The 17,352-nt window shown below is 39.9% G+C and carries 16 protein-coding genes; 12 read left to right on the top strand and 4 right to left on the bottom strand.

Translation table 11 applies throughout. The features are described from left to right. Nucleotides 1-101 precede the first annotated feature (101 nt). Nucleotides 102-653, top strand: coding sequence for an RNA polymerase sigma factor (locus KFO40_RS13285; RefSeq protein ID WP_004296026.1), 552 nt, complete (start codon nt 102-104; stop codon nt 651-653). An 82-nt stretch (nt 654-735) separates the two neighbouring features. Then, entirely contained in the window at nt 736-987 is a 252-nt protein-coding gene (locus KFO40_RS13280; protein ID WP_004309749.1) for a hypothetical protein, read from the top strand. A 118-nt stretch (nt 988-1,105) separates the two neighbouring features. Here the strand turns inward: KFO40_RS13280 and KFO40_RS13275 are convergent, their stop codons facing one another. Continuing rightward, nucleotides 1,106-2,359: an MFS transporter gene (locus KFO40_RS13275; RefSeq protein ID WP_211146447.1), complete on the bottom strand. Its 1,254-nt coding sequence runs from the start codon at nt 2,357-2,359 to the stop codon at nt 1,106-1,108. 77 nt (nt 2,360-2,436) lie between these two features. Between KFO40_RS13275 and KFO40_RS13270 the strand changes: the two genes are divergently transcribed. From KFO40_RS13270 to KFO40_RS13260, 3 genes are read left to right on the top strand one after another with little or no spacing between them, the layout of a single operon-like run. Next, nucleotides 2,437-3,204, top strand: a complete 768-nt coding sequence (locus KFO40_RS13270) for a threonine/serine exporter family protein (protein WP_004296023.1) — start codon at nt 2,437-2,439, stop codon at nt 3,202-3,204. 1 nt (nt 3,205) lies between these two features. Next, nucleotides 3,206-3,691 carry a threonine/serine exporter family protein gene (locus tag KFO40_RS13265; RefSeq protein WP_004306108.1) on the top strand — a complete coding sequence of 162 codons (486 nt, stop codon included), beginning with the start codon at nt 3,206-3,208 and terminating at the stop codon, nt 3,689-3,691. An 11-nt stretch (nt 3,692-3,702) separates the two neighbouring features. Continuing rightward, a complete protein-coding gene (locus KFO40_RS13260; RefSeq protein ID WP_004296021.1) occupies nt 3,703-4,431 on the top strand; it encodes a DUF6064 family protein in 729 nt (242 codons plus the stop codon). Nucleotides 4,432-4,581: 150 nt separating this feature from the next. On the opposite strand, the gene KFO40_RS13255 is transcribed toward KFO40_RS13260, so the two are convergent. Both KFO40_RS13255 and KFO40_RS13250 read right to left on the bottom strand, forming a co-directional pair. Next, nucleotides 4,582-5,391, bottom strand: coding sequence for an SDR family oxidoreductase (locus KFO40_RS13255; RefSeq protein ID WP_004325943.1), 810 nt, complete (start codon nt 5,389-5,391; stop codon nt 4,582-4,584). Nucleotides 5,392-5,425: 34 nt separating this feature from the next. Next, nucleotides 5,426-6,049 carry an HAD family hydrolase gene (locus KFO40_RS13250; protein ID WP_004325942.1) on the bottom strand — a complete coding sequence of 208 codons (624 nt, stop codon included), beginning with the start codon at nt 6,047-6,049 and terminating at the stop codon, nt 5,426-5,428. Between the two features lie 255 nt (nt 6,050-6,304). Between KFO40_RS13250 and KFO40_RS13245 the strand changes: the two genes are divergently transcribed. From KFO40_RS13245 to KFO40_RS13235, 3 genes are all read left to right on the top strand, one after another. Further along, on the top strand, nt 6,305-7,420 hold the full coding sequence (locus KFO40_RS13245) for a hypothetical protein (RefSeq protein ID WP_004325941.1): 1,116 nt from the start codon (nt 6,305-6,307) through the stop codon (nt 7,418-7,420). Between the two features lie 509 nt (nt 7,421-7,929). Further along, the gene (locus KFO40_RS13240) at nt 7,930-11,067 is read left to right on the top strand and encodes a DUF2723 domain-containing protein (RefSeq protein WP_211146446.1); all 3,138 of its coding nucleotides are present in this window, start codon (nt 7,930-7,932) and stop codon (nt 11,065-11,067) included. An 11-nt stretch (nt 11,068-11,078) separates the two neighbouring features. Then, the gene (locus KFO40_RS13235) at nt 11,079-11,357 is read left to right on the top strand and encodes a DUF3098 domain-containing protein (protein ID WP_004296016.1); all 279 of its coding nucleotides are present in this window, start codon (nt 11,079-11,081) and stop codon (nt 11,355-11,357) included. On the opposite strand, the gene KFO40_RS13230 is transcribed toward KFO40_RS13235, so the two are convergent. Then, on the bottom strand, nt 11,329-12,348 hold the full coding sequence (locus tag KFO40_RS13230; RefSeq protein WP_004296015.1) for an arginase family protein: 1,020 nt from the start codon (nt 12,346-12,348) through the stop codon (nt 11,329-11,331). The two genes, KFO40_RS13235 and KFO40_RS13230, sit on opposite strands and share 29 nt — an antisense overlap. A gap of 91 nt (nt 12,349-12,439) precedes the next feature. Between KFO40_RS13230 and KFO40_RS13225 the strand changes: the two genes are divergently transcribed. The 4 genes from KFO40_RS13225 (at nt 12,440) to KFO40_RS13210 (ending at nt 17,254) form a co-directional block, all read left to right on the top strand. Further along, complete coding sequence (locus KFO40_RS13225; RefSeq protein ID WP_004296014.1) at nt 12,440-12,790, top strand: winged helix-turn-helix transcriptional regulator; 351 nt, start codon at nt 12,440-12,442, stop codon at nt 12,788-12,790. 95 nt (nt 12,791-12,885) lie between these two features. Further along, the gene (locus KFO40_RS13220; protein ID WP_004296013.1) at nt 12,886-13,437 is read left to right on the top strand and encodes an RNA polymerase sigma-70 factor; all 552 of its coding nucleotides are present in this window, start codon (nt 12,886-12,888) and stop codon (nt 13,435-13,437) included. Nucleotides 13,438-13,533: 96 nt separating this feature from the next. After that, nucleotides 13,534-14,508: a FecR family protein gene (locus KFO40_RS13215; protein WP_004309739.1), complete on the top strand. Its 975-nt coding sequence runs from the start codon at nt 13,534-13,536 to the stop codon at nt 14,506-14,508. Between the two features lie 124 nt (nt 14,509-14,632). Then, the gene (locus tag KFO40_RS13210) at nt 14,633-17,254 is read left to right on the top strand and encodes a carboxypeptidase-like regulatory domain-containing protein (RefSeq protein WP_149944731.1); all 2,622 of its coding nucleotides are present in this window, start codon (nt 14,633-14,635) and stop codon (nt 17,252-17,254) included. Nucleotides 17,255-17,352 lie beyond the last annotated feature (98 nt).

Genomic DNA, 17,352 nt, shown 5'->3' with positions numbered 1-17,352 from the left:
AAAACATGATACTTGTTTTTTCAATCCACAAACCAGATTTTACCTAACGTTGCGGTCGATACTGCTTAGTTTTGCAACATCAAATCAATCGAATTAATGCTATGATGGAACAGACTAATCATTCAACCGACACTTTGCTCGCTTCTTTTCAAGCGGGAAACATGGCAGCTTTTTCACAGCTGTATAACTTGCACATCAATGTCCTTTTTAATTACGGATTGAAGTTGACCATTGATAAAGAGTTACTGAAAGATTGTATTCATGACATCTTCGTGAAACTCTATACAAAGAAAGATGAATTAGGAACAATCGATAATTTGAGATCTTATTTATTCATCTCCTTAAAGAATAAGTTGTGTGATGAACTTCGCAGACGTATGTATATGTCTGATACGGCAGTAGAAGAAGTTAGCATATCCACTCCTACAGATGTAGAAGATGATTATATGGAAGAAGAGCAACGCAAGAATGAATTTTCATTGGTTAGACGTCTGTTGGACCAATTATCTCCCCGCCAACGTGAAGCGCTTACATTATATTATATAGAAGAAAAGAAATACGAGGATATCTGCGAGATTATGAATATGAATTATCAGTCTGTACGCAACTTGATGCATCGCGGATTGACAAAGTTGCGTAGTCTGGCAAGTTAATTTTAGTAAAAAGGTAAATGGGTTGAGTACATAGACAGGATAACGCCGTCCTACTTATGTAAACGCTTAAAAAGGATGCGATATGTGCTCAAAGGTAATGGATTTTTTGACGGATGATGATTTTATCAACTATGTGCTGGGTGTAACTCCGCAATCAGCTTCCCAATGGGAAACTTATTTCAGAGAGCACCCGGAAGAGATGGCAGATGCAGAAGAAGCTAAAGCTGTATTATTGGCTCCGGCAAATGTAGACTGTGGCTTCTCAATAGTTGAAAATAACGAATTGAAAGATAGGATTATTAGTAGTATAAAAGATTTTTCGGGTATTTTGTAGATAGGTTAGTATAGTTAAGATAAAGTAGTTAGGTTAGTTAAGGCATTAAAAGATTGACGCGGCCTTTCACAGGAGGTTTAATTTTAAACACTGTGAAAGGCTGCGTTTTTTATTTGTTCTATTCAGGTTTATCGCCAGATTCCTGAATATTGAAAGCACTACTGAAACTGACAATTAATACGATGCATCCGCCCAATATGCCGATAAGCATATAAGCGATACGGATATCGAACGCCTGCGAGATGGCACCGATAAGCAGGGGAGCAATCAACGAACCTATAAAACTGATGCTTGACAGAATGGTAAGTGCAATACTGACCGGTGTTTTTGATTTGGCTCCCACGAAGCTGTACAAAGTAGGCACAATGCAGGATATTCCCAAGCCGACCAGCATGAAACCCAAAGAATTGATAATTACTTTCATGGCCATAGATTCGAAAACTCCTCCTAACAGGGCAGAAACAAAAAAGCCGATACAGATAAAGCTGCCCGCCAGTTGCAGGACTTTCTTCTTTCCCCAAAGCTGATAAGCATAGTTAGTCAGGAAACGGCCCGTTGCCATCATAATCATAAATACAAGAAAACCGATTTGCAATGATTTAGGTACATGAACCACTGATTCGAAATAAACGGCACTCCAGTCGAACATTGCGCTTTCTACAATCAGCGCGAACAGTCCGACAAGTCCTAACTGCAAAAGCAACATTTCCGGTTTTTGAAATAACAGGCGAAAACCATTGGGAGCTTTGGCTGTATTTCTTTCCTGCGTCTTTGTATCAGAAACTTCCGCTTCCTGCGGTGCGCTCTCCTGCAAATATTTCCGCCCGGAAAGTGCAATTATAAGGATGATTATAAATATCAGTGTGTAATGCCAGATAGGGGAGACTCCTGCCAAAATCATTACGAAGCCGATAAATGCTCCTGCACATGCCCCCAGACTCCATCCTCCATGAAAAGTGGCCATAATGGTTTTACCATACAAACGTTCCACTTCAATGCCTTGTGTATTGAATGATATATCACATAAATTCCAGAACACCCCGAAGCAAAAGAGCAGAAAGCCTAAAAGATAGACCTCATGAGCCAGTCCGACACAAAGCAGGGATGAAGCGTATCCCAGGATACTGACCTGTACCATGCTCCGGCTTCCTAACTTCGAAACAAGATAGCCAGCCAAGGGGATCGCGACAAATTTTCCGACAGGGATCATAAATAAAATCAGCCCCCAGTAGAAAGCATAATTTGCAACAAAAACGTCTTTAAAATCAGGGATTCGGCTGGCCCAACTTGCCATACAAAGTCCTTGGGCAAAGAAAAAAGTCAATATGGCAAAACGTATTCTCTCTTTTGGATGCGTAAATTGGTTATTCATGCATTTTTTATTTTTGATCGCGGCAAAGGTATCTATTTTTTTTGTACTTTTGCGCCCGATTTAAAAATATCATATTCATGAAGACAGGCGAATCTTTATTATCCATAGGTAAATTTATTGCAGAATATTCAGCCCATTTAATGGGAGCCGGAGTACACACCTCGCGGGTAGTACGTAACACAAAGCGTATTGGAGAGGCTTTCGGACTAGATGTCAAATTAAGCGTATTTCATAGAAACATCATTCTGACTATTATAGACAAAGAAACAAACGAGGCTTGTAACGAGGTCATAGACATTCCTGCACACCCGATCAGTTTTGAACATAATTCAGAGTTAAGCGCATTAAGCTGGGAAGCAGTAGACAATCATTTGTCATTGGAAGAATTGAAAGACAAATACAAGAAGATTATTTCTGCTCCGCGGATACATCCGCTTTTCGTTTTACTACTGGTAGGATTTGCCAATGCGTCTTTCTGCAAATTGTTCGGCGGTGATTTAATTTCGATGGGAATTGTGTTCTCGGCTACCATTACAGGATTCTACCTGAAACAACAAATGCAGGCGAAAAAGATCAATCATTATGTTGTATTTATTGTTTCGGCTTTTGTTGCTTCCCTGTGTGCTTCCACCGCGCTGATTTTCGACACAACTTCGGAGATTGCCATGGCAACCAGCGTGCTTTATCTTGTGCCTGGGGTTCCCTTGATTAATGGCGTGATTGATGTAGTAGAAGGATACGTTTTAACAGGATTTGCCCGTCTGACAGAGGCTTCTTTGTTGATTGTCAGCATCGCTATCGGACTTTCCTTCACATTATTAATGGTAAAAAATAGTTTAATTTGATATGATAGCACTTGACATTCTTACGGATGGATTTTTTGCAGCAGTAGCAGGTATAGGATTTGGTGCAATTTCCGATCCTCCTTTGCGTGCATTCAAAATGATTGCCATACTGGCAGCACTGGGACACGCCTGTCGTTTTTGTTTGATGAACTATTTAGGCATGGACATTGCCACAGGTTCGTTGTTTGCCGGATTAGTCATCGGCTTCGGTAGTTTGTGGTTAGGGAAAAAAGTATATTGCCCGATGACGGTATTGTACATTCCGGCGTTGCTTCCTATGATTCCGGGAAAGTTTGCATACAACATGGTATTTTCACTTATCATGTGTCTGCAAAATGTGAATGATCCGGACAAGCTGGACAAGTTCATGTCGATGTTCTTCTCTAATACTCTGATAGCAAGCACAGTGATTTTCATGTTGGCGGTAGGAGCTACGTTCCCGATGTTCCTGTTCCCACATAGAGCCTTTTCATTAACAAGACACTAAAACGAACTTTTATGGAGATTTTTTGGAGAACAATTGCATATTATAATTCAGCTACCTGGCTATTACAGATAGTTATTATTCTGATTGGTATTGCATTGACCGGATTGCTTATCGGCCGACCACGTCCGTGGGTGAAAATGGCGATGAAGTTCTATATGATAGGCCTGTATACGTGGATTTCTTTGGTCTACTATTATATCTATTGTGAAGAGCGTAGCTATAATGGGGTGATGGCTATGTTTTGGGGGGTGATGGCTATCATTTGGATATGGGATGCGATTACGGGATATACTACCTTCGAACGTACCCACAAATATGATTTGCTGTCTTATGTGCTGTTAGCAATGCCTTTTATATATCCTTTGGTTTCATTGGCACGCGGACTTTCATTCCCGGAAATGACTTCTCCGGTCATGCCTTGTTCGGTAGTGGTGTTTACCATCGGATTGTTATTGCTGTTTGCGCAAAAGGTCAATATGTTTTTGGTATTGTTCCTTTGCCACTGGTCGCTGATCGGATTATCCAAAACTTATTTCTTTCAGATTCCGGAAGATTTCTTGTTGGCAAGTGCCACAATCCCCGGCCTGTATCTTTTCTTTAGGGAGTATTTCCTGAACAATCTGCATGCCGACACCAAGCCGAAAGCAAAATATATCAATTGGCTGTTGATAAGCGTTTGCGTCGGACTGGCTGTGTTGCTGACTACTACCATGTTTTTGGAATTAGTTCCGAAAGGTTAATCCGGAAACATATAAAATATTCAAATCAAAAAAAGAGGCCGTTCAAAAAAGCCTTGATCTTATAAAATCGTCCTTACTACGATAGACTGTAGTAAGGACGATTTTTCTTTTAGGAACTTTGGGAACAGTTTCTTTTATATATCGTATCGTTTACTTAATTGCGTAGAATATCCGTAAGGCACACTGCATCACTGCATCAGGCAACCATTTTTTACTCTTCGCAAACAATACCTGTATCCATGGACCTACTTTCGTCCGAAAAGGAGGATTGGTACATTCCACTATCTTACAGATGGCAGCACCCAACTTCCGCGGATGGCATCCATTACGTTCTTCTTTTTCTATAATCTCCAATGATTTCAGAAAACTTTCTCCATAATCGGCATCCAGTCTTGTCTGTTCGGAGATATTCCGGTTATCAGTAAATCCGGTGTTGAAATCTCCCGGTTCTACTACACAAACCTTTATATGGAACGGATAAACCTCTAAAGCCAATGCTTCGCTATATCCCTCCACTGCAAATTTCGAAGCAGAATAAAATCCCTGATAGGGGATTCCCATTACACCACCGATAGAGCTGATATTTATAATCTTACCTTTTCGTGCCTTTCGCATAGATGGCAAAACAGCTTTACACATATTCACTACGCCGAAGAAGTTTGTATTCATTTGTATATTCACTTCTTCTTCAGTGGCAAGTTCCAATGCGCCACCAATACCTATTCCGGCATTATTAATCAATACATCAATCCGCCCCTGCTCTGATAGAATCCGCTCTACAGCCTGACAAACGGAAAGGAAATTGGTTACATCGACAACAAGCATTTTTACATGATTCATGTCTTCGGAAGGTTTCCGGCTTGTTCCATAAACGATGTGTCCTCGTTCCGATAACATTTGAGCGGTAATCTTGCCGAATCCGGAAGATGCTCCGGTGATAAGTATGACTTGTGGTTGCATATTTTTTATTTACGGTATGGTACTAACTGCTCAATTATCGTTTCTCCAAGATAGCAGTCATTTCTTCCCGCCAATCCGCACCATTCTTCGGCTGGAACGTTTCAAATCCCAGTTCTTTGCCGATTTGGATATTAGAGGCGCCGTCATCTACAAATAAAGTTTCAGAAGGAATAATATTGCAATCGTTCACCATATAATCGAATATTTCCGGTGCAGGTTTCGTGTGACCGACTTGATAAGATAAATATAGTTTGTCACAATAATCATTCAACGGCTTTTTCTTCGATGAGAAATCGGGGCTGCATGCCCACGACATAACAAAAGGATTGGTATTACTTAAAATATACACATGATAGGACTTTCTCAATTCCAATATATAATCGAGTTTATTTAGATTCACTTCATTGAAAAAGCCCAGCCATGCCTGTTTGGTTTCCTCCATCGTCAATGGACGGCCACATAAATCCCCCAGTTGTTTCCGAAACTCATCCGCGCTTAGCTTTCCTTCTTCCAGTTCTTGAAAGATGCCGGTCTGGTGATATTTATCCAGCCGGGTATCAGCATCTGCCAGTCCCAGTTTGATAAATGCCTGAACCGCTTTGTCACGATCAATATCTACAATCACCCCTCCAAAATCAAATACAATGTTTTTAATCATGATATATAATTTTTTTGTTTGCTACAAAGATACGGCTTATCTTCTTAATTAGCAGTGCACAACGGCTTGATATTTGTCAAAAAAACATAGTGACGCTATCCTTGCCAAATAGTGTCACTATCACACCCGGATAGCGTAGCTATAAGGAGAGGATAGCGTCACTATACTTTTTGTATGACTTAGGGAAGGATAAATACCGATTATTTTTTATATTTGCAAATCCAATCAATCCTTTGTAAAGACAAAAATAGAGTTATGAATAACCTTCGAATTTTATTGTATATGATGCTCCTTTCATTGGCTGCATGTCATCCGGAAGGAACGAGTGTGAAGCAAGGGTTAGACAAAGCCGCACAACTCATGGCACAGGACCCGGATACAGCATCCATTATTCTTGAGACTATTCAGTCAAGCCAAATGAATGAGGCTCAACTGGCAGAGTATAATTTATTGTGTACCCAACTCAACGAGGACAAAAGTATTCCTCATTCTTCTGATAAGCAAATCAGGCAGGCGGCATCTTATTATGAGAAACACGGTGATGAATATCAAAAATCTAAAGTATATTATTATCTCGCTTGTGTAGAAAGTGATTTGGAACAGAAAAAGGAGGCTGAAATTCACTTCATGGAAGCCATTAGGCTCGCAAAAGAAACAGAGGAATACGATTATCTGGCAAAAATCTGCAAACGATGTAGTCTTTATTATCAGAAATACGGTAACTTTGATGAAGCACTGGAAATGGAGAGAAAGGCATACGCCAGTCAGTTGATGTTGAATGACGGTAAAAGCGATTCTTCAGTAATTCTTTCTTCTGCTTTAGGAATGTTTGGTGTGATGTCTTTGTTACTTGGGCTACTCTGGAAGAAAAATCGGCACGCACTTTCCCAATTGGATCTTTTCAAAGAAGAAATACTGAAAAAAGATGTTGAATCGGATAAGCTGATTTTGCAATGTAACCATCTCGAAGAGAAGTATCAGTCTCTTCAACTACATATCTATGAAAGTTCCCCCGTTGTCTCAAAAGTACGACAGTTTAAAGAACGGAATGTTTTGTCTTCTAAAATCCCTTCTTTCTCCGAGAAAGACTGGACAGAGTTACTGCGACTTCAGGAAAACGTCTATGGACTTGTATCTAAATTGAAAGAAATAGGTCCGAAGCTCACAGAAGAGGATTTAAGGGTATGTGCTTTTCTGCGGGAGGGAGTCCAACCTGCTTGCTTTGCTGATTTAATGAAACTGACTACAGAGACGCTGACCCGGAGAATCTCCAGAATAAAAACGGAGAAACTGATGTTGGCTAATTCTAAAGAGTCACTGGAAGATATTGTGAAATCATTGGGGGATCTTTCATTTTGTGCAAGAAATTAATTATTATCTGGTAATGATTCATTATCTCCTTACTACATTTAAGGCTTTTCGTTGCAGAGATTAATGTTTTTTGGTACAGAAATTAGTAATCTTTTATGCAGTCGGGTAGTTGTCCCGTTATAACGGGACGATGGGCATCCTATAGGGTGACAAATGTCACTTTATAAGGTGATATTTGTCATTCTGTAATATGATTATCTGTCTTTAGAAGAATGAAAGTCATTAAAGATACGAAATTAAATAGCAAAAAACAAGAGTGGCACTTGTTTTTCCTAATATCCCAATAGTTTTTTCATATTTGATACATTGTCATTTTTATGCCATTTACTTTACTATGCCATTATTAATTTGTACCTAATTTATCCTCTGTCTGTTTTTGTCTATCTCTTCACTTTTATTATTATTGATTATCAACATATTATCATTGACGACCGTCCGTATCCGTCCGGTAAAAAATGCCTGTTTTAGCAGTATGTCCTGTAACTTTGCAAATAAAAAAGTACAGAACAATGAGCAACTTATTATTTAAAAGATGGAATGATTTCGGTGGGTGGCTGGTCTTTCTGATAGCAGCATTTGTGTATGGGATGACCATCGAACCAACCGCAAGTTTCTGGGATTGTCCCGAATTTATTTCTTGTGCTGAAAAATTACAGGTAGGGCATCCGCCGGGAGCACCTTTCTATATGCTTGTCGGCAACCTGTTTACCCAGTTTGCTTCCGATGCTTCGCAAGTGTCGGGAATGGTCAACTTTTTAAATGCACTATTGAGTGCCGGTTGTATCTTGTTTCTTTTCTGGAGTATTACCCGATTAGTGAGAGCCTTGCTTGTGGGCGATGAACGGAAATTATCTGTTATGGATGTTATTATCATTCTGGGAGCAGGTTTTGTGGGAGCTTTAGCTTATACTTTCAGTGATACATTCTGGTTTAGTGCGGTAGAGGGGGAGGTATATGCTTTCTCTTCTTTCCTCACAGCCTTGGTATTTTGGATGATTCTTCGCTGGCAGGATGAATCGGATTCTGTGTCCGGCGACCGTTGGATTATCCTGATAGCCTATATTATAGGTCTTTCGATTGGAGTACATTTACTCAATCTGCTTTGTATTCCTGCCATTGTATTAGTGTTCTATTACCAAAAATATCAGACTCTATCACTCAAGGGAGTTATCGGGGCCATTGCATTATCCGGTATTCTTATTGTATTGATTCTTTTTGTTTATATACCCGGAATGGCTGATGTAGGAGGATGGTTCGAATTATTCTTTGTCAATGTGATGGGATTACCCTTCCAGTCAGGATTGATCGTCTTTCTGGGTTTGGTCCTGTTTTTACTGATAGGAGCCATTTATCGGTTCAGAAAACGCATCGTGAATACCGGTTTGTGGTGTTTACTCATGCTCACCATAGGATATACCACCTATGCGGTCATACTCATTCGTGCCAAGGCTAATACGCCGCTCAATGAGAATGCACCGGATACTATTTTCACACTCAAAAGCTACCTGAATCGCGAACAGTATGAAAGTGCTCCTTTACTTTATGGGAGAACCTATGCGTCCGAACCGGAGTATGTGCCCGAAGGAGACTATTACAAGGTAAAGACAGAAAAAGGTAGTGCCATCTATCGGCCGGATAAGAAAGAAGGCAAGTATAAAATTATTCGCTATAAGGAAGACGTGTGCTACACTCAAAATATGTTGTTTCCGCGAATGTGGAATGATCGTTCGGCCGCTTCTTACAAAGGATGGTCCGGTGGAGGTGCGAATGAGGCTCCTACACAAAAAGAGAACCTGACTTATTTTATCACATACCAACTCAATTACATGTACTGGCGCTATTTCTTATGGAATTTTGTCGGACGACAGAATGATATTCAAGGAAGCGGTGAACCGGAACATGGTAACTGGATTACAGGAATTTCCTGGCTTGATAATCTGCGACTGGGGGATCAAAAACTTTTGCCGGAATCTTTGCGTGAGAACAAAGGTCACAATGTGTTCTATGGCTTACCATTATTATTAGGATTACTCGGTATCTATTGGCAATGGACACGTGGAAAAAAAGGCAAGCAGCAATTCAGTGTCTTATTTTTCCTTTTCTTTATGACGGGATTGGCTATTGTGCTCTATCTGAATCAGACTCCCGGACAACCCCGTGAACGGGATTATGCGTATGCAGGTTCGTTTTATGCGTTCGCTATCTGGATTGGAATGGGAGCCGCCGGATGCTGTGACATGCTTCGCAGGAAACAGGAAAAAATCCTCCCAGTCGGCTTACTTATGCTGCTTTGCCTGTTTGTCCCCATACAAATGGCAAGCCAGACTTGGGATGACCACGATCGAAGCAACCGGTATACCTGTCGTGACTTTGGAGCTAATTATCTGATGACACTTCCCGACAAAGGAAATCCGATCATATTCTGTAACGGGGATAATGATACGTTCCCCTTGTGGTATAATCAGGATACGGAAGAAGTACGCAGAGATGTACGTATCTGCAATTTAAGTTATACGCAGACCGACTGGTACATTTATCAGCAACAATGTCCTCTGTACGATGCTCCCGGACTGCCGATCAGTTGGGACCAAAATCAATACCAGGAAGGTAAGAACGAATATGTGGCTGTTCGTCCGGAGTTGAAGAAACAGATAGAAGAATTGTATCAGAAACATCCTGAAGAAGCCCGTGACAGTTTTGGAGACGATCCGTATGAAATAAAAAATATCCTGAAATATTGGGTGTTCGCGGAGAAACAGGAATTTCATGTGATACCTACCGATACAATAAATATCCATATTGATAAGAATGCAGTACTCCGTTCGGGAATGATGTTGCCTGAAGCCATTCATCATTTAAGAGGGGAAGAACTAAAAGATGCAATACCGGATAAACTGTCTATTTCTCTAAAAGATATACGTCTATTGACTAAAGTGGACTTGCTCATACTCGAGATATTGGCTAACTGTAACTGGGAACGTCCCTTGTACATGGCTATCTCGGTAGGCAACTCCAGTAAACTGAAGTTTGATGACTACTTTGTTCAGGAAGGGTTAGCATTCCGGTTTACTCCTTTCAACTATAAAGAATGGGGAGACGTAGAAGAAGGCAATGGATATGCCATAGATACGGAGAAGCTCTACGAGAATGTGATGAACAGATATAAATACGGAGGATTGGATACTCCCGGACTTTATCTGGACGAAACAACCCTGCGCATCTGTCATTCTCATCGAAGGCTTTTTGCGCAACTGGCTAAAGAATTGGTGAAACAAGGAGACGACATCCGTGCCAGAAAAGTATTGGAGTATGCTGGACAAGCTATTCCGGCATATAATGTTCCTGAAGTATACGAGAGTGGTTCGTATGATATAGCCACCGCTTATGCTTCCATAGGAGAAACGCAGAAAGCGACCGATCTATTGAATCATCTGATAGCAGAATCGGAAAATTATATCGACTGGGCTTTCTCATTGGGAGATAACCGGATAGGGATGGTTCAACAGGATTGTTTGTATAGGTTCTGGCAATGGAATCAGTGTAATGAATTACTGAAGAGTATGGATAAAGAGAGATATGAACAGAGTAATCAGCAATTTGAAAAGAAATATATGCGCTTTACTCAACTAATGAATTATCACAACTAAACTCAAAGAATATGAAATCGAAAAGAATAAGAGAAGAAGAAATAAAAACAGTATTGGGCAAAAGAAATTACGTCATCTTAATTATCGGCTCTATATTGATTATCATAGGATATATATTAATGAGCGGCGAGGGGAGTACCCTTGCCGCCTATAATCCCGATATATTTAGTGGAACACGCATACGTATTGCCCCATTATTGTGTTTATTGGGGTATCTACTGAATGTATTCGGTATTCTTTACCGTCCTCGTCAAAGGGGATTTAATCTTTCAATAGAGGTAACTGATTGAGCATATTTCTAAGTTTGATTGCCACTCGTGGCATAGGTTCGGCAACTGTAAGTCCTACCAGATCATATTCGGAGGATATATCATTAATGATACGAACTACTTCTTCAATCTTCATGCCGTTAGGCTCAACGCCTACGGCAGCGATTATCTCTGCCGGGTCCAATACATCCATATCGAAATGTATAACCACCTTCGAAACCCCGGTACTTTTCAGCCATTCCATAATCTTTGTACGATCATTGGCAACTTCCTGTGGAGATAATCCTTTAATTCCCAGCTTTCTTTGTCGTTCCTGCATACCCTCATCCCATGAGCGGAGTCCGACAATCAGGGCTTTGGAAGCATCCGTTTTTCCCGGAAGTAATTCCATTATTTCTTCATCTCCCATTCCCAAACAAGCTGTTAGTGCCATTGCATGATAACCCTTATATTCATCATAAGGCAGATTGATGTCGGGATGTGCGTCTATCCAGACGATAGCTACATCATCCGGGTATCTATTGATTAAATAAGTAAACGGAACAACACTAACGGAACATTCTCCTCCTAAAGTGACAATCCGATCCGGATGATTCTCTTTAAGCAGATCAAGCGCAGCTTTAGTTTGTTTCAGTATGACACTGCGTGCACTGATACCTTTTTCCGTCGCTCTGTCATTTATATCCAGTGAAACCGGAACTTCGACCGTATTCTGACCGGTCTGTGGGGCTAAATAGTTCAATAACTGTGCTCCCAGATAGTAGCCTCTGGATGAATCTTCCGCCGGAATATCAGGCATCCAATGATCTACAATTCCTCCTTGCCATTGAGGATAGATAAAACGAAGAGTTGATTTTTTATTTTCCATATTTACATTGTTTGTTACTTTTTCTTGTGCATTCATTGAAACGACTCCAACGACTAATGCAAGTGATAATAAATACTTTCTCATCTTTTTGAAGCAAAAGTAGGGAATACCTGAAACATCGGCAAGTAGGGACGAATTATTCATATACTGATAAATTTAGCCCTATACTACATTTGGGGATTATTATTTTTGTTTTTGTAGTGATATCCTTATTTTTGCAGAAAAGCAGAAAACTATGTATAAGAAGAAAATTCCTTTTGATATTGATTGTGGGATAAAGATTACGATGGAAGTGATCGGGGGAAAATGGAAAAGTTGCATCATTCAGGAATTATGCACTGGTCCGAAACGTCCCAGCGAGCTGCATCGTTTATTTACCGAGGCAAGTCCCCGGGTCATCAATCAACAACTGAAAGAATTGGAGATGCACGGCATTATCAGCAAAAAGATATTCATGGAGCTTCCTCCCCATTCGGAATATGCTATCACCGAATTGGGAAAGACGCTGATTCCTCTGATTGAGCAACTGGAAATCTGGGGTGATAGCTTTCGTCCGGAGATGAAGAGAATCTTGAAAATAGAATAAATCTTTCTAATATCATTAATATTTCAAAAAAGACCATCTATCTAAAATAAATTATTGCTTCTTTTGTCCTAATGAAATGAAAATTGGGAGATAGTATGAATAACAACATTGATATAAAAACGCTGGAGGCCTTTCAGGATGGGAATCACAAGGCCTTTGAGACTATTTTTATAGCATACTACAACAAAACCAAAACATTCATTGACGGATATATAAAATCAGAACCTGATGCGGAAGAGCTGACAGAGGATTTATTTGTCAATCTTTGGATCAACCGTCATTCGATTGATACGTCCAGATCATTCAATTCTTATTTGCACACCATTGCAAGAAATGCAGCAATCAACTTTCTGAAACATAAATATGTGTGTGATGCCTATCTGAACAATAATCAAGAAACAGGATATAGCTCTACTTCCGAAGAAGACCTTATTGCCAAGGAATTGGAAATGCTGATTGACGAACTTGTCGGAGGAATGCCCGAACAACGGAGAATGATTTATACATTGAGTCGTAACGAAGGATTATCCAATGCCGAAATTGCCGAACGCCTGAATACTACCAAAAGAAATGTTGAAAGCCAGCTAAGTCTTGCTTTGAAAGAAATACGGAAGGTTATTTCATGTTTCCTGGTATCACTATTATAGCATTATATTTTTTTTCATTCTGCTTTATAAAAAAGCTTCCACTTTCTTATTGAGCTTTTTGCCACTAAACTGTATATATAGTAAAGTGCAGCAAAAATGAAGAAAAGTAATATCAGTAAAATCATCAAAATGTTCCTCTCCGCACGCTTTCCATCCGAAACGGAAGAGAAAGTGCAGAAGTGGATCATTAAAGACCAAAATCAGCAGGCGAAAGCAAAAGCTTCATTGGATTATTGGAATGAATTGGACGTAGAAGCCGATTCGAGCACTTATGTCTCATTGGAACGGGTAAACTTAAGAACAGGATATAATAAGGAGCATCTGACCAACGTAGCTTCTTATCAGAAGTTTGCCCGTGTTGCCGCCGTTATTGTTCCTTTGTTTTTATTGGCAGGAGGAATGTTCTACTATCTTTCTCCCCGAAACGAAATGATAGAGGTATCTGTTGCCTATGGAGAACAGAAGCGTCTAATCTTGCCGGACAGTTCGGAAGTATGGTTGAATGCGGGAAGTTCCATTTTATACCCGGAGACTTTTGCCAAAGATAAACGTCAGGTCATTCTCAACGGTGAAGCTTATTTCTCTGTCAAAAAAGATACCGCAAGTCCTTTTATTGTAGAAACCTCCCAACTCTCTGTGAAAGTTCTTGGAACCAGGTTCAATGTGAAAGCCTATCCTAATGATGAGAAAATAACGACTACATTGACTAGCGGTAAAGTGGAAGTGAGTGTCCGGTCTCAACCTCCCCATATACTAAAGCCCGATGAGCAGCTTACATACGACAAAAAATCATCAGATATTCACATATCAGTGATAGATACGAATGATACAAATTGTTGGATGGCGGGAAAACTAGTATTTACCAATGCCAGCGCCGGAGAAATATTCCGAACCTTGGAAAGGCACTATAACACCACTATTGATAATACAGCAATTATCCCCGCATCCAAACGATATACGGTTAAATTTCTGAAAGATGAAAGTCTGAATGAAATACTAAATATATTGAAAGATATCATCGGCTTTGATTATCAGCAATATGAAAAGAAAATAGTATTAACCCGACAATAAAAAGAAACAGCCTATGAATAAAAAGAACCGGGAAGCAGCTTGAGACCCTCTTCCCAGTTCTGAAATGTCTACCCTCATTCAACAAGTGACGTAAAATGAAGTATCAACATACAAATATAGAATAATGAATCGAATAAATACAAATAAACAGGCAGGTAAGCTCGCCATTTTTTTATTTTTTACTTTTCTATCTCTTACAACTATTGCACAGAATAAAGATAAAAAGATTACCATACAAAATAAAAATATCTCATTAAAAGAGGCTTTTGCACAAATTGAAACACAAACCGGATATAGCATCGCTTATGAACAATCGAACCTGAATATCGAAAAGAAGCACTCTTTATCATTCAAAAATGTAACCATTGACAAAGCTATGGCTCAACTATTGAAGGAAACCGGATATGTATATAAGATAAAAGGATATCATATTATAATTTCTTTGCAGGATATCAAACAAAAGACTACTAGCAATGATACACAAAAACTGACTCAAACCATAAGAGGAATCGTTGTTGATTCCAAAACCAATACACCCATAGAATATGCCTCTGTCTGTATAATAGAAGATCCCTCACGGGGAGGTTCGACTGACGGACGGGGAAATTTCCGGATTAATAATATCCCGGTGGGTCGTTATAATATTCAGGCATCTTTTATGGGGTATCGCCCAAGTATCATCAGCGAAGTATCTGTCACTTCATCCAAAGAAGTATTTGTAGAGATTCCTATGGATGAGAATGTACAAGATTTGGCTGAAGTACTTGTCAAGCCGGAAATAAAAAAAGACCGGACTATCAACCCAATGGCTATCACAGGAGGACGTATGATTAGTATTGAAGAAGCGTCCCGATTTGCCAATGGTTTTGACGATCCTGCACGGTTAAGTTCTGCATTTGCAGGTGTAGCAGGAGATGTCGGTACTAATGCGGTTGCCATCCGGGGAAATGCCCCGCAATTTACACAATGGAGACTGGAGGGAATTGAAATACCTAATCCTACTCACTTTGCTGATTTATCAGGCTTGGGAGGAGGATTCCTGTCCGCTTTGAGTACGCAAGTCATCGGCAACTCCGATTTCTACAACGGAGCTTTCCCGGCGGAATACAGCAATGCCTTATCAGGAGTTTTCGATATGCATCTGCGAAATGGTAATAATCAGAAGTACGAACACGCTTTTCAAGTCGGGCTCATGGGGATAGATTTGGCCTCGGAAGGACCTATCAATAAAAAGCGGGGAAGTTCCTACCTGATTAATTACCGCTTTTCTACTACTTCACTGGCATCGGGTAATGACATCAACCTGAAATATCAGGATTTAGCCTTCAAACTAAATTTTCCCACACGTAAAGCCGGAACCTTTTCGATCTGGGGATTAGGATTGATAGACAGAAATAAAGCAGATGTTTTGGAACGTTCCGAATGGGAAACGATGGGAGACCGGTCGTCGGGATATAATAAACTGGATAAACTGGCAGGTGGCTTAGCGCACAAATATGTACTGGATGAAAATACTTATATCTGTTCTTCTCTATCCGCTACCTATTCCAAAGACCGTTCATTGGCGGACTTACATACCGACGACGCTATTATTAATGTAGCAGATATTCAGAATAGCAGATGGAATTTAGTATTCAATTCATATCTGAATAAGAAATTCAGTCCGAGGCATACCAACAGAACAGGGATTACCATTACGGAACTTAAATATGATCTTGATTACAAAGTCAGCCCTTATTTGGGATTAAACAAACCTATGGAACAAATATCGAAAGGCAGTGGAGAAAGTACAGTCCTCTCGGCATATAGTAGTTCCGTAATAAACTTGAGCAACAATCTGACAACTAGTTTAGGGGTTACCGGACAATATTTTACTTTAAACAAGAATTGGTCGATAGAACCGAGAGTTGCCCTTAAATGGAAAATAAATCCTGCACATTCTTTAGCAGCAGCTTACGGCTTGCATAGCCGCCGGGAAAGGCTCGACTATTACTTTGTTGAACAGATAATCAATGGTAAAAAGGAATCAAACCGGTACCTGGACTTCTCAAAGGCACATCATTTCGGATTCACTTATGACTGGAATATCAATCAGAGCCTACATCTGAAAATAGAACCCTATTATCAATACTTGTTCCACATACCGGTTGAGGAAAACTCCTCCTTTTCTATTATCAATTATGAAGAATTCTATTTAGACCGCATATTGACAAACACCGGAATAGCCAAAAACTATGGAATAGATATAACACTGGAACAATACATGAAAAACGGCTTCTACTATATGATTACAGCTTCATTATTCAAATCGAAATATAGGGGAGGAGACCGTATCTGGCGAAATACGAGACTGGATAAAAGTTTTTTAGTGAACCTGCTCGCCGGAAAAGAATGGATGGTTGGCAGACTCAAACAGAATGTATTAAGTGTAAACGGCCGTCTGTTCTTTCAGGGAGGAGGACGCTATACACCTGTGGATGAAGGAAAAAGTCAGGAAGAAAAAGACATCGTCTTTGACGAGAGCAAAGCCTATACTAAACGATTCAATCCATCTATAAACGGTGATGTTTCCATCAGCTTCCGGATCAATAAGAAAAGAGTATCCCACGAGTTTTCTCTGAAAATACTGAATGTGGGTATGCGCACCGGAATGCATTTCTATCAATACAATGAAAGAACAAGCGTAGTAGAAGAAAAAGACGGAGTGGGGCTGATTCCGAACATCAGCTACAAAATTTATTTCTAAATAACTGAACAAGAAAAGGGTTTGTTCACACAATAGACTGACACCCAACAGGCAACTGCTTTCAGTAATTATGGTATAACAATCTGTAATATATATAC

Origin of the sequence: Bacteroides sp. 1001302B_160321_D4 (genome assembly GCF_015667765.1) — a bacterium.
Lineage (GTDB): Bacteria > Bacteroidota > Bacteroidia > Bacteroidales > Bacteroidaceae > Bacteroides > Bacteroides xylanisolvens.
Note: the sequence above shows the minus strand (reverse complement) of the source record. Positions and strands in the feature narration are given on the sequence as shown.